12 protein-coding genes and 2 tRNA genes are annotated in these 13,087 nt (G+C 60.5%); 10 read left to right on the plus strand and 4 right to left on the minus strand.

The window, feature by feature from the left end; all coding sequences use genetic code 11:
- Positions 1 to 14 precede the first annotated feature (14 nt).
- The 4 genes from QU596_RS02095 to clpX all read left to right on the plus strand — a co-directional run bounded on the left by QU596_RS02095 (position 15) and on the right by clpX (position 5,006).
- Positions 15 to 2,387 (plus strand): response regulator, encoded by a 2,373-nt coding sequence (locus tag QU596_RS02095; protein ID WP_308516785.1) that lies wholly within the window; start codon positions 15 to 17, stop codon positions 2,385 to 2,387.
- 40 nt (positions 2,388 to 2,427) lie between these two features.
- Positions 2,428 to 2,787, plus strand: a complete 360-nt coding sequence (locus tag QU596_RS02100) for a response regulator (protein WP_308516787.1) — start codon at positions 2,428 to 2,430, stop codon at positions 2,785 to 2,787.
- A gap of 28 nt (positions 2,788 to 2,815) precedes the next feature.
- A complete protein-coding gene (locus tag QU596_RS02105; RefSeq protein ID WP_308516789.1) occupies positions 2,816 to 3,562 on the plus strand; it encodes an alpha/beta hydrolase in 747 nt (248 codons plus the stop codon).
- A 178-nt stretch (positions 3,563 to 3,740) separates the two neighbouring features.
- Positions 3,741 to 5,006: an ATP-dependent Clp protease ATP-binding subunit ClpX gene (clpX, locus tag QU596_RS02110; RefSeq protein ID WP_308516791.1), complete on the plus strand. Its 1,266-nt coding sequence runs from the start codon at positions 3,741 to 3,743 to the stop codon at positions 5,004 to 5,006.
- A gap of 22 nt (positions 5,007 to 5,028) precedes the next feature.
- Here clpX and QU596_RS02115 read toward each other — a convergent pair whose 3' ends face one another.
- Entirely contained in the window at positions 5,029 to 6,315 is a 1,287-nt protein-coding gene (locus QU596_RS02115; RefSeq protein ID WP_308516792.1) for a L,D-transpeptidase family protein, read from the minus strand.
- A 230-nt stretch (positions 6,316 to 6,545) separates the two neighbouring features.
- Entirely contained in the window at positions 6,546 to 6,755 is a 210-nt protein-coding gene (locus tag QU596_RS02120) for a hypothetical protein (RefSeq protein WP_308516794.1), read from the minus strand.
- 98 nt (positions 6,756 to 6,853) lie between these two features.
- On the opposite strand from QU596_RS02120, the gene lon reads away from it, so the two are divergent.
- The 3 genes from lon (at position 6,854) to QU596_RS02135 (ending at position 9,788) form a co-directional block, all read left to right on the plus strand.
- Positions 6,854 to 9,250, plus strand: coding sequence for an endopeptidase La (lon, locus tag QU596_RS02125; protein WP_308516795.1), 2,397 nt, complete (start codon positions 6,854 to 6,856; stop codon positions 9,248 to 9,250).
- A 129-nt stretch (positions 9,251 to 9,379) separates the two neighbouring features.
- Entirely contained in the window at positions 9,380 to 9,652 is a 273-nt protein-coding gene (locus QU596_RS02130) for an HU family DNA-binding protein (protein WP_308516796.1), read from the plus strand.
- Between the two features lie 61 nt (positions 9,653 to 9,713).
- A tRNA-Val gene (locus QU596_RS02135) sits at positions 9,714 to 9,788 on the plus strand.
- A 15-nt stretch (positions 9,789 to 9,803) separates the two neighbouring features.
- Here QU596_RS02135 and QU596_RS02140 read toward each other — a convergent pair.
- Complete coding sequence (locus tag QU596_RS02140; protein WP_308516798.1) at positions 9,804 to 10,235, minus strand: Crp/Fnr family transcriptional regulator; 432 nt, start codon at positions 10,233 to 10,235, stop codon at positions 9,804 to 9,806.
- Positions 10,236 to 10,594: 359 nt separating this feature from the next.
- The gene (locus QU596_RS02145) at positions 10,595 to 11,023 is read right to left on the minus strand and encodes an HIT family protein (protein ID WP_308516799.1); all 429 of its coding nucleotides are present in this window, start codon (positions 11,021 to 11,023) and stop codon (positions 10,595 to 10,597) included.
- Positions 11,024 to 11,123: 100 nt separating this feature from the next.
- Between QU596_RS02145 and QU596_RS02150 the strand changes: the two genes are divergently transcribed.
- The 3 genes from QU596_RS02150 to ccmC all read left to right on the plus strand — a co-directional run bounded on the left by QU596_RS02150 (position 11,124) and on the right by ccmC (position 13,046).
- Positions 11,124 to 11,200, plus strand: a tRNA-His gene (locus tag QU596_RS02150).
- A gap of 33 nt (positions 11,201 to 11,233) precedes the next feature.
- On the plus strand, positions 11,234 to 12,292 hold the full coding sequence (locus tag QU596_RS02155; protein WP_308516800.1) for a Glu/Leu/Phe/Val family dehydrogenase: 1,059 nt from the start codon (positions 11,234 to 11,236) through the stop codon (positions 12,290 to 12,292).
- A gap of 40 nt (positions 12,293 to 12,332) precedes the next feature.
- Entirely contained in the window at positions 12,333 to 13,046 is a 714-nt protein-coding gene (gene ccmC, locus QU596_RS02160) for a heme ABC transporter permease CcmC (RefSeq protein ID WP_308516801.1), read from the plus strand.
- Positions 13,047 to 13,087: the final 41 nt, after the last annotated feature.

Raw genomic sequence — 13,087 nt, forward strand, 5'->3', positions numbered from 1 at the left:
ACATGCGGCCGGCGATGCTATACCAAAAACTGCCCTTCATCGATTCCACGCCACTCGATGGGTGGGATCGATGGCTGGCGCCTGCGTTGCTGGTCGCCGCCGGCGTTAGTGCCGCCGCCGTCGTTCTGCTTGCAGGATTTTCTCTCTGGTCGCTGCTCGCGCTATTGGTGGCGCCGGCAATACTCGCCGCATTGCATTTGAAAAAGGCCGACGCTCGGTCGTTCGAATGCGTTCCGAGACAAGCTCCCGATTACGCGCTGGTAGGGACGGCTCTGAGCCTGAGTGACGAGCCAATTGCGCTTACCGATCGCGACGGTTCCTTGCTCATCGCTAACGTCGCATATCGGGAAGCGTTCGGAACTGAGGTCCCGCGCTCACTTGGCATCGACGAGGACTCGCAACGCGGCCTGGACCTCGCCCATAGCATGGCGTGGCGGGATGGAGCGGGGTGTGTCACGGGGATCAGGACAAACGACGGATTGCGGCCCGTCGAAGTCGAGAGAGGCGGCGCCACTCAGGACGTTCTGATTTGGCATTTTCCCAAATCCGCTGCGCCGGATGCGCTGACAACAGCCGTCAAAAGGATCGATGGTGAGGCAGGCCAACGCTTGGCTGCCGCTGGAATTGCGAGCGCCGTCGTCGATGCTGGCGGCGTTATTCTCGCGACCAACAGTCTATTCAACGAACGAGCGGGTGAGAAAGGCGAAGGCGTCCGCGGCCGCCGCTTGTCAGATCTGATTGACGTCGGGTCGGATCATCAAATGCGGTTCGACGCGGACGGAGAAAATGGGCCGCCTGTGCGGGCAGTCCACCTTCCCGAGGGGGACGGGGGCGCGGGCACCTTCCTGATGTTCGATCCCACCGATGAAGCGTCGGTCGCGCAATCTTCCAATCTCCAGGCGCTTCTCGATGTCATGCCAATTGGGCTGGCGTTGGTCGACCGTGACGGGCGCTTTCTCACCATGAATGCCGCTTTTCGTCAGGCGGCCGGGATCGGGGAACGACCGATGCCTGCCTATCCTGGCGATCTCGTCGTCAAAGAGGACAAGGCAGCGGTTGCGGATGCCGTCCGACGCAATGCGCGAGGTCCCGCGATGTCGGGCGATCTAGCCGTCAGGCTCGCTCAGCAGACGGCTGAGCCGGTTGCGTTGACGATCGCCGGGCTACGCGGGTTAGGCGATGCCGCCGTAATGCTATTGCTTAAGGACAATAGCGAGGAGGCGAAGCTCAAGCGGCAGGTGGCACAGGCAACGAAGATGCAGGTGGTCGGCCAGTTGGCTGGCGGTGTCGCACACGACTTCAACAACATTCTGACCGCGATCATTGGCCACTGCGACCTGATGCTGATGCGGCACACGCCTGGCGACAGCGACTATGACGATCTGCAGCAGATCAAATCCAATTCGAACCGCGCGGCCGGTTTGACGCGTCAGCTCCTGGCCTTCTCTCGTCAGCAGACGCTTCGGCCTCAAGTCCTGCAGTTGCCCGACGTCGTTTCCGAAGTTTCGCATCTGCTTAAGAGACTGCTTGGTGAGACCGTGCAATTGGTCGTCAAGCACGGCCGCAGCCTAGGCTCTATCCGGGCAGACCCTGGTCAACTGGAGCAGGTTATCATCAATCTCGCGGTCAATGCGCGCGACGCGATGGCGCCGAAAGGCGGCGGAACGCTGACCATTCAAACCTATGCGGTCAAAGCAGACCAGGTTGCGGAACTGGGTTCGGACATTCTGCCGATCGCCGAATATACAGCGCTATCCGTCACCGATAGCGGAACGGGAATTCCTCGGAACGTCCTCGGAAAGATCTTCGAGCCATTCTTTACTACAAAAGAAGTGGGGAAGGGCACAGGGCTCGGCCTCTCCACCGTCTACGGCATCGTCAAGCAGTCCGGTGGTTTCATCTTTGCGGATTCGCAGCCGGGCGAATGGACTCAATTCGTCATTTATCTTCCTGTTCATCGAGAGGAGGCTGGCGCGGCCAAGAGCCGCAAGCCGGCTAAAACGAAGAAAGATGAGCTATGGGGAAGCGGGACAGTCCTGCTTGTTGAGGACGAGCCGATGGTTCGCGGGGTCGCCGAACGCGCGCTGACGCGGCACGGTTACAATGTCATCACCGCGGACAATGGCGAGGATGCGCTGGAAATCCTGGCACGAAATGAGCCTATCGATCTTTTGATCAGCGACGTCGTGATGCCGGGCATGGATGGGCCCACCATGGTGCGCGAGGCGCGACAGAGCCGGCCTGACCTTAAAATCCTTTTTATGTCCGGCTATGCCGAGGAGCAGCTGCGCAAATCGATCGACATCGAGAACGTCAATTTCTTGCCTAAGCCCTTCTCGGTCACCGACCTCGCGGAAGCAGCTCGCCGGGCCGTGATGCCTAAATAGGTATTTGCGCTTTGTTCTGTGGGCAGTATGCCAAGGGAATATGTCGGGGCCACAGCATTCCATCCTGATCGTTGAAGATGAGCCGCTCATCGCAATGATGCTCGAAGATTTTCTGGATTCGCTCGGCCACAAGGTCAGCGGGACCTGCGACACCGTGCAGTGCGCGCTGGCGGAAGTGGAAAAGGGCGGCTTCGATCTCGCGATCCTGGACGTGAACCTGAAGGGCGAGAACGTCTGGCCGGTCGCGACCAAGCTTCGCGAACGTAATGTGCCCTTCGTTATTGCCACCGGCGGTCACGTCGATCCCCCGCCGCCCGAGTTCGACAATGCGCCGGTGATCGAGAAGCCGTATACCGTGGATCGTGTCACGCCCGCTATCGAGGCTGCCGTCGCCGGCTGAGTAGGCCGCACCCGACCGGCCTCCAACAATGATCGATTTCCAAAGTCATCTGATTTTTCCGGTCCATGCGGTTCCGCGGGCCGGCCCGCTGCCTGCGGGAGCCGAACGGCTAACGGTGAAGACACAGGGAGCCACGCTTCAAGGCGTTTACCTGCCCGCTGATCATCCCGGTAAGCAAAAAACTCTGATTCTCGGGTTTGGCGGAAATGGCTGGAACGGTCAGGATGTGGCCGAGTATCTGCATGGAGTTTTCCCTGACGACGAGGTCGTGGCTTTCCACTATCGTGGCTATGCCCCTTCCACCGGTTCTCCCTCCAGCGATGCGCTCGTTGCCGACGCTCCGCTGATCTTCGATGCGGCGATGGAGCGGGTTTCTCCGAGCCGCGTGATCGCGGTGGGATTCAGCATCGGCACTGGCGTCGCCGCGCAGCTCTCCTCGCAGCGGAAACTCGACGGAATCATCCTGGTGACGCCCTTCGACTCGCTGAAGGCGGTGGCGCAGGCAATGTATCCTTGGCTGCCGATCAGTCCCTTCTTTCACCACGAAATCGATGCAGCGACGCCGTTGCAGGCAGGCAACGCCCCGGTTGCGATCATCGCGGCCGACCGGGATGAATTGGTACCGACCGATCGGACTGACGCCTTGCGCAAGGCCGCGGTTAAAGTCGTCTTTGATCAGACGATCAAGAACGCGGGACACAACAGCATTTATGCTCGGCTGGATTTTCAGAACGCGATGCGCTCAGCTCGAGACGCCGTCTTGAGATCGGCCTAGTGACTACAGGCTGGTGAAGGGCCTTGCTACGCCGGGGCGGCGCATCCATATTCTTGATTCTAAAGGGCCAATCCGGGGCGGGGATACGTTAACCCCCTAGCGGTGTTGATTGTGCCATAAAGCGGGCTAGCATGCCCAATAGAGGACGGTCGTTCGCGACCGAGATGCAGGACAACGAATGACCAAGCTTTCAGGCGGCGACAGCAAGAGCACCCTTTATTGCTCCTTCTGCGGCAAGTCTCAGCACGAAGTCCGGAAGCTGATCGCCGGCCCGACCGTGTTCATCTGCGATGAGTGCGTGGAACTGTGCAACGATATCATCCGCGAGGAATCCAAGTCGGCGCTGGTCAAGACGCGCGACGGCGTTCCGACCCCGCTGGAGATCTGCAAGGTTCTGGACGACTATGTGATTGGGCAGGCTCGCGCGAAGCGCGTGCTCTCGGTCGCGGTGCACAACCATTACAAGCGCCTGTCGCATGGCGCCAAGGCCGGCAACGAAGTTGAGCTCGCCAAGTCGAACATCCTGCTGATAGGCCCGACGGGCTGCGGCAAGACGCTGCTGGCGCAAACGCTGGCGCGCATTCTCGACGTGCCATTCACGATGGCGGACGCAACCACGCTGACGGAAGCCGGCTACGTCGGTGAGGACGTCGAAAACATTATCTTGAAGCTGCTCCAGGCCTCCGATTACAATGTCGAAAAGGCGCAGCGCGGCATCGTTTACATCGACGAAATCGACAAGATTAGTCGCAAGTCTGATAACCCGTCGATCACACGTGACGTGTCGGGTGAGGGCGTGCAGCAGGCGCTGCTCAAGCTGATGGAAGGCACGACTGCAAGCGTCCCGCCGCAAGGTGGTCGTAAGCACCCGCAGCAGGAGTTCTTGCAGGTCGACACAACGAACATCCTGTTCATTTGCGGTGGCGCTTTCGCCGGCCTCGATAAGATCATCTCTGACCGCATGCAGGGCAAGTCGATGGGCTTCGGCGCGCATGTCGCTGCCCCCGACGAGCGCAAGACCGGTGAGATCCTCAAGCATTGCGAGCCCGAGGATTTGCTGAAGTTCGGCCTGATTCCCGAATTCGTCGGCCGTCTGCCGGTGATCGCGACTCTACTCGACCTCGACGAAGCTGCGCTCGTTAAGATCCTGGTTGAGCCAAAGAATGCACTGGTGAAGCAGTACGCCAAGCTGTTCGACATGGAAGATGTCCAGCTGGAGTTTACCGACGACGCGCTCCATTCGATCGCCGTGAAGGCCATTGAGCGGAAAACCGGTGCACGCGGATTGCGCTCGATCCTCGAGGGCATCTTGCTCGACACGATGTTCGACCTTCCGTCGATGGACGGCGTCGACGAAGTGCATGTCGATGGTGAGGTGGTCGAGGGACGAAAGGATCCGGTCCGCGTCTACGCCGCCAAGGACAAAGCAGACGACGCCGCTTAACGCGGCGTCGCCTTCCTCATTCTCAGTGGAGGCCGCGAACTGCGGCGGTCAGCTGCGTTCCGAAGCGCTCCATCAAGTGAGCGTCACGGCCATAGGGGTCAGGCATGAACTGAATGCCTGATGCCGTTGGCTGCGCGGTCAGATACGTCATGTAGACCGGAACCGGCTTCGGCAAATCCACTTCCTGCTCGACCTTCGGATTCTGTCCTTGCGGTACCGAACCGTTGAACAACCACTTGGCAAAACGCTTGTAGTCCTCGACCCGAACACAGCCGTTGCTGATCCACAGTTCGTTCTTGGTAAAATGCTCCTTCTCCGGGGAGTCATGAAGATAGATGCCGAAGTAGTTGGGCAGCATGAACTTCATCATGCCCATCGAATTTGCCGGGCTGGGGAGGCGGCGTAGGCGCACTTGCTGCTGTCCGGCGACGACCGCGCGCCAATCCACAGTGTGCGGATCGATCGTTTGCGCATTTTCCGTGTAGTCCGTGAGAACCTGATACTCACGATCGGTCAGGTAGCTCACGCCTTGCGCCGCCACACGCGGCGCGATGAGGCTCCGGACCAGTTCGGGCGGTACATTCCAATAGGGGTTTACGCTGGCGTACTTGATGTACGCAGCCATCATTGGCGTGGCGGTTTCCGACTTGCCAACGACAACTTTCATCTCGTCGACCTTCCGTCCATTCTCCCACAGCGAAAGGCGAGCATTGCCGGCATCGACCACGGCATATTTGCGCTGCTCTTCGGGCGCAGGAAGCCGCCGCGCGCGCTCCATATTTATGATGATCAGTTGCTCGTAATATTGCGCCCCGCGATTGAGCGCTTCAATCGTTCCAGCACCAGCGATCCCGTCGGCTTTCAAGCCGTGTACCGATTGGAACTCCTTGACCTGGGCAGCGAGAGCTGCGTCAAACTTGTCGCCTGCCGGAAGACCTAGCCTGGCGCGCATGGCCGCGACGCGATCGCCGGTCATTCCGGTCTTGAGCGTCGGGCCGGCGGGGACCGGCACGTCCGGCAGATTGCCCCAACGTTGCTGGTACCGGACGAGACCTCGCCGCAAATCCGTATAGATCGGGTTGACGGACTCGAACATGTCGACCGGCGCCCCGCTCCACGCAGCAAAGTTCATGTCCGTCGCCGGACCGCCGTCGTGAACGGCCTTCGGGACGAGCTCCTCGTCAATGTAGATCATGTCGACGCCCTGCTCGATGGCCGGGGGCAGGTCGATCGGCTCAAGCGACGGCGCCTTGTTGGTTTCGGCCACCGGCGATTGCCAGGGCTGCCCCTGCGGCGCCGGGCGCGCCATCCAGGGCTCTGCAACCGCGGCTTGAGGGGCAGGTGCGTTTTGGACAGGCATTGCTCGGGGCGGAGGCGGAACGGCTCCGGGCACGGGCCAATTTCCGTTCCACTGCGCGAGCGCTGCAGCCGGAAGTGTGAGCGCGCTGAAGGCGATGAAGGATAGGTATCTGTTCACGCCGCCAAAATAGGCAGGAAAGCTGAACAGTTACAGAATCAGCGCCTTAAGCCTGCCGCGAATTACTCACCGTCGAGCGGAAGCGGGTCACTTTTCGATCGTGCGCCAAGCTTGATTGCTGCGCGCTCGACTTCCGCATCCGTCGGAGCAGTTGCGATTTCTTCGCCGGGCGCGAGCGCGTCGTCCGGAATGCCGGGAGCGGTTCCAGCAATGCTTTCGTTGATAGCTTCCTCGTTCGGACCCGTGCTGATCTTCTCGCGGTCGTAAGCCATCCTTATCCTCCGTTCGCCCTCCGATGATAAGCGAGCGACGCAATGCCAATGTTCCCGTCTTTGTTGCGCGGGCGCTGGGGGCCGCCCATATACTCCCCATGACTCGCTTCCTCCCCATTCTGCCGCTCCGTGACATCGTTGTTTTCCCTCACCGCATCGTTCCTCTCTTTGTCGGGCGCGAGAAGTCGGTGGCGGCGCTTGAAGCGGCGATGGCGTCGGACAAAGAACTGTTTCTGGTGGCCCAACTCGATCCGGGCGAGGACGACCCGGATCGCGACGCGCTGTACGATCTCGGGGTCGTGGCGACCGCCATGCAGCTCCTGAAACTCCCCGACGGCACTGTGCGCGTGCTTGTGGAGGGCGTGAAGCGCGCGCGCCTCGTCGACCTCGTGGATCGGGATGGCTTCACCGCCGCCGAGATCGAAGAGATTGAAGAAGAAGCCGCCGACGGACCCGAGGCGCAGGCGCTCATGCGTTCGGTGATCGATCAGTTCGAGAATTATGCGAAGCTCAACAAGCGGCTTCCGCCCGAGACGGGCATCCAGCTCGGTGAAATTGAAGAGCCGTCCGGATTGGCGGACGCTGTCGCTTCGAACCTGTCGGTAAAGGTGGCGGACAAGCAGGCGCTGCTTGGCGAGCTCAACCCGGCGCGGCGCCTTGAGATGGTATTCGCGTTCATGGAGGGCGAGCTCGGCGTTCTCCAGGTCGAGAAGAAGATTCGCAGCCGCGTGAAGCGGCAGATGGAGAAGACCCAACGCGAATATTATCTGAATGAGCAGCTGAAGGCGATCCAGCGCGAGCTTGGCAATGAAGGCGAAGAGGGTGGCGATGAGCTGCAGGAACTCGCCGAGAAAATCCGCAAGACACGGCTCAGCAAGGAAGCGCGGACCCGGGCGAACGCCGAGTTGAAGAAGCTGCGGGCGATGGCGCCGATGTCGGCCGAGGCTACAGTCGCGCGCAACTATCTTGATGTGCTGCTCGGCTTGCCCTGGGGGAAGAAGTCAAAGGTCAAGAAAGACATCGCCGAAGCGCAGCAGGTTTTGGATGAGGATCACTATGGCCTCGAGAAGGTCAAGGATCGGATCGTCGAATACCTCGCCGTCCAGGCCCGGACGAACAAACTGAAGGGGCCGATTTTGTGCCTCGTCGGTCCGCCGGGCGTCGGCAAGACATCGCTTGGCCGATCGATTGCCCGTGCAACGGGCCGCGAGTTCGTTCGCCAATCGCTCGGCGGCGTTCGCGACGAGGCCGAGATCCGTGGCCATCGCCGAACCTACATCGGCTCACTACCCGGTAAGATCATTTCGAATTTGAAGAAGGCAGGCACGTCCAACCCGCTGTTCCTGCTCGATGAGATCGACAAGCTGGGTCAGGATTTCCGCGGTGATCCGGCGTCGGCGCTTCTCGAGGTCCTCGACCCTGAGCAGAACAGCAAGTTTCAGGACCATTATCTGGAGCTGGATTACGACCTGTCCGACGTGATGTTCGTCACCACCGCGAACTCGCTCGACATGCCGCAGCCGCTGATGGATCGAATGGAGATCATTCGTCTCGAGGGCTATACCGAGGATGAGAAGGTACAGATTTCCAAGCAGCACCTCATTCCCAAACAGATGGATGCGCATGGGTTGAAGGCGGAAGAACTCACCTTCACGGACGAGGCGCTGCGCTCCGTCATTCGTCACTACACGCGCGAGGCGGGCGTTCGCACGCTCGAGCGCGAACTTGCGAAAGTCGCGCGCAAGTCCCTGCGCCAAATCCTGGAGGGCAAGGCGCAGACCGTAGAACTGACACCGGAAAACGTCGGCGATTTCCTTGGCGTCCGGAAATACCGCTTCGGAATGGGCGAAGAAGAGGATCAGATCGGTGCCGTGACGGGCCTGGCCTGGACCGAGGTCGGCGGCGAACTGCTGACGATCGAGGCCGTCACCGTCCCCGGTAAGGGCCAGATCAAGACGACAGGCAAGCTTGGGGAAGTCATGCAGGAGTCGATCCAGGCTGCGATGAGCTTCGTGAAAGCACGCGCGCCCGCCTATGGCGTCAAGCCGTCGATCTTCGCACGCAAGGATATTCACATCCACTTGCCCGAAGGGGCGGTGCCGAAGGACGGACCTTCGGCAGGCATCGGCATGGTCACGGCGATGATCTCGACCTTGACCGGCATCGCGGTGCGACGTGATGTCGCTATGACTGGTGAGGTTACGCTGCGGGGCCGTGTACTGCCGATCGGTGGCCTCAAGGAGAAGCTGCTGGCAGCTCTGCGCGGCGGCATCACGACTGTGCTGATCCCGCGGGAGAATGAAAAGGACCTCGTTGAGCTTCCGGCGACCGTGAAGGACGGCCTGGAAATCATCCCCGTCGATCATGTCGACGAGGTCTTGGCCCGTGCATTGGTCGAACCGCTCAAAGCTATCGAGTGGACCGATGCAGACGAGCACGCTGCGGAACCTCCGCACAACGGCGGCACGGCGGGCGAACCGGCGGTTCGGCACTGAGCGCGATCCCATAATCTGTCAGATTGTCGCGGCTTGGAGCGTCGCAAACGCTGGACAGCCGGGTGAAGACTTGCCTTAAGGGCTCGCGTTGTGCCGGGCTGATTCCGGCAACCGTCGGGAGCGCGGGGCATGAATAAGCAGGAACTGATCGGTCACGTCGCCGACCGTTCAGGGCTCAATCGGAACGACGCCGCGCGCGCGGTGGAAACCATGTTGGAAGTCATCACCTCGACGCTCAAGCGCGGTGACGAGGTGCGTCTGGTCGGTTTCGGCAACTTTTCTGTCACTCGGCGGAAGGCGTCGACAGGCCGCAACCCGCGAACCGGGGAGCCAATGCAGATCGCGGCCAGCGCCCAGCCGAAGTTTCGACCCGGCAAGATCCTGAAGGACGCGGTTCAGTAGCTGGACAGATGATGCGGCGGCACTATATCCGCCGCTTTCCGCAACTCGCGGATGGCAGGGCGGGCGCGTAGCTCAGCGGTAGAGCACACCCTTCACACGGGTGGGGTCACAGGTTCAATCCCTGTCGCGCCCACCACGCCTTGGCCACAACCTAGATATGAAGATATTCGGGCTGGAAGCTCGCCACTCGCCGCAACTCGGGCCAGTCCGTGAACTCGATCTCACGACCCTGTCGGCGAATTAAACCTTGGCGCTCCATGTCAGCAAACACTCGATTGACGTTGACGGACGTTTGCCCCGTGATGTCCGCAATCTGCTGTTGGGTGAATGGGTTCATCATTGCTTCTCCACCAGGCACGTGGAGCCTTGTCGCCGTCTCACACAACAGGTGGGCGACGCGAGCAACTGAATCACGACGTCCGCAATTCACCAGCCACTCGTAGCCAATGGCCTCATTGCGTTGCACCAGCTTCCAGAAGAACCGCTGCATTGCAGGATTGGCGTCGACGATCGGATCGAAGTCACTGGCCTTGCCAACAAGGACCTCACTGCGAACGATGGCTTGGATCCCGTAAGGCGCCAAGCCCGAACTCGGCAGAATTCCTTCACCCGCAAAGCGGAGCGCTACGATCTGTCTACGGCCCGAGGCGTCCGTTTGAAACTTCGACAAAAGCCCTGACCGTACGAACATGACTTCGTCACGCGGCGCGCCAGGTTCTCGAAATGGTCGGCGAGGGTCGACGTGAACCAAGCGCTGCGGAAACTTGTCGAGAAGATCAGCAAGTTCCGGTTCGAGGCCCGCGCGAATAAGTGTCTCGCGCAATTCAACTGGTCCAATTGGAACCCTGGGGCGCCGACTCGCCATCTGCTATCTCTCCCGGGCAGAACGATGCGCCTGCGTAACTTAACCTGCAACAGTATATTTGTTTTGGCTTACAATACTTAGCGAAAGATTCCGGCTAATTCGCTTGTCAACTTGTGCTGATCATCATGCCTTAAGGCTATTCCCGTTTCCAACCGGGGCGGGCCGGGCCAGCCGGCATCGCGGAAAGTCTGACCGTTCCAATCTCGGCTGCCTTCATAGCGCGGGATTACGTGGAAGTGCACGTGGGGGTCCACCATCATGAGCATGAGGTAATTGATCCGCTCGTAGTCGACGAATCGTTTGAGCGCGTGTTCAATCGCGCCGACAGCCTTGGATTGCTCCGCGAATGCGGCTTCCGGCAACTGACTGTACGCTGTTGCATCGCCTGACGCCGCCAGGACCAGGCTCCCGAGCGTTACCTGATTGGCGCGGACTAAGACGGCCCAATGGTCGAATTCGACAACGAGCGTTTCGGGGTAGCCGAACTTCTTCATCGTTGCGTTCATTGCTGGTCCTTTCCCGGTTGAGCGGGCGGCATCCTTGCGTTCGGAAACGCCGACCCTTAAGTGGCCCGCGCGGCCAAGGAAATGCTCCTTGATCACCGTGGCGATCGTAGCTCAGCTGGTTAGAGCATCGGTTTGTGGTACCGAGGGTCGGGGGTTCAAGTCCCCTCGATCGCCCCATTTTCTTTTCGCAGAACCGGAAATTCGAAGACGATGACGACGCCCTGGGGCTTGCCCGATTTCGACGCGCATGAAGAAGTCCATTTCGTCACCGACGAGAAGACCGGGCTCAAGGCGATCATCGCGATACACTCCACCCATCTCGGTCCTGCCGGCGGTGGCGCCCGCTTCTGGCACTATGCGGAGGACGAGGAAGCCCTCACCGACGCGCTGCGCCTCTCGCGTGGCATGAGCTATAAGAACGCCATGGCGGGATTGCCGCTCGGCGGTGGCAAGTCGGTGATCCTCGCTGACGCGGACCGCACCAAGACGCCCGAGATGCTGCACGCCTTCGGGAAGGCGGTCGACGGTATTTGTGGCCGTTACGTCACCGCGGAGGATGTCGGCATTAATGTTGCGGACATGATCGAGATCTCGCGGTCGACCAAGTTCGTCGCCGGACTGCCCAATTCGGCGGGTGACGTTGGCGGCGACCCAGGCCCGCATACGTCGCTGGGCGTCTTCCTCGGCATCAAGGCCGCCGTGAAGTGGGCATTGGGTAAGGACAGCCTGCGCGATCTTCACATCGCAATGCAGGGTGCCGGTAGCGTCGCCACAGGGGTGGCGATGCACGCCTGTGCCGAAGGCGCAAAATTGACAATCGCCGACGTTGATCAAGCCAAGGCTGAAAAGCTGGCCTCGCAGACCGGTGGAAAGGTCGTCTCGACTGACGAAATTCTTGGCGTTGAAGCTGACGTCATTAGCCCCAATGCCTTGGGTGCCATCCTCAATGAGCAATCTATCGCCGCGCTCAAGACGCCGATCGTCGCCGGCGGCGCGAATAACCAATTGGCCACACCCGAAGATGGGCATCGCCTTCATCAACGCGGCATCCTTTACGCTCCCGATTACGTCATCAACGCCGGCGGGATCATCAACGTCTGCACCGAGTATCTCGGCGACGGCGACGCAACCTTGGTTCGCCGCAGGATTGAGGGCATCCCCGTGCGCCTGGAACAGGTCTGGAAGGAAGGCTCGGAGACCGGGCGCGACCCGGCGGCCGTTGCCGATGCGATGGCACAACGCCTGATTGGTCGCGCGCCCCGCGGATAAGCGATTGCGCAGTATGCCTGCCGCTCGCAAATAAGGTTCAATGCACGCCCTAGCGAACCCTGCCCGATTCCTGCGTTTAGCACGGCCACTGACGACATGGTCGCTGCTAATCGGTGTGACACTTGCGCTGATTGGGGTCGCGGCCGGGCTGTTCTTCACACCGCCGGACTACCTGCAGGGGGAGACAGTCCGCATTTTGTACATCCACGTCCCCGCGGCGTGGCTCGGCATGGCGGGGTGGCTGGGCATCGCTGGGGCGTCGGTCAGCCAGATTGTCTGGCGTCATCCTCTGGCAGCAATCGCCGGGCGCGCCGTGGCGCCTGCCGGGGCAACGTTTGCAGCAATTTGCCTCATAACCGGTTCAATCTGGGGTCGGCCGACATGGGGGACGTGGTGGGAATGGGACGGTCGCCTGACCTCGATGCTGATCCTGTTCTTCATGTATCTTGGATACATTGCCTTGGGATCCGCCGAGCGGGAGCGAGGCGGGGAGAGGCGCATCGCAGCTATCTACGGCCTGGTAGGGGCGATCAACCTGCCCATCATTCATTACTCGGTGCTCTGGTGGCGAACGCTCCATCAAGGCCAGAGCATTACTGTGACAGGATCGTCGATCGACAACTCATTGTTGTGGCCTCTTCCCCTGACAATGATTGGGTTCACCTGCCTGTTCACTGCGGTAGCGCTGATGCGCATGCGCGCCGAGCTTGCTGAGACTAAGGTTGAAGCACGTATGCGGAGATTGAGCGCGTGAACCCCTGGCCGTTTGTGATCGCCGCCTACAGCGTTTGCATC

Source organism: Sphingomonas flavescens (assembly GCF_030866745.1).
GTDB lineage: Bacteria > Pseudomonadota > Alphaproteobacteria > Sphingomonadales > Sphingomonadaceae > Sphingomicrobium > Sphingomicrobium flavescens.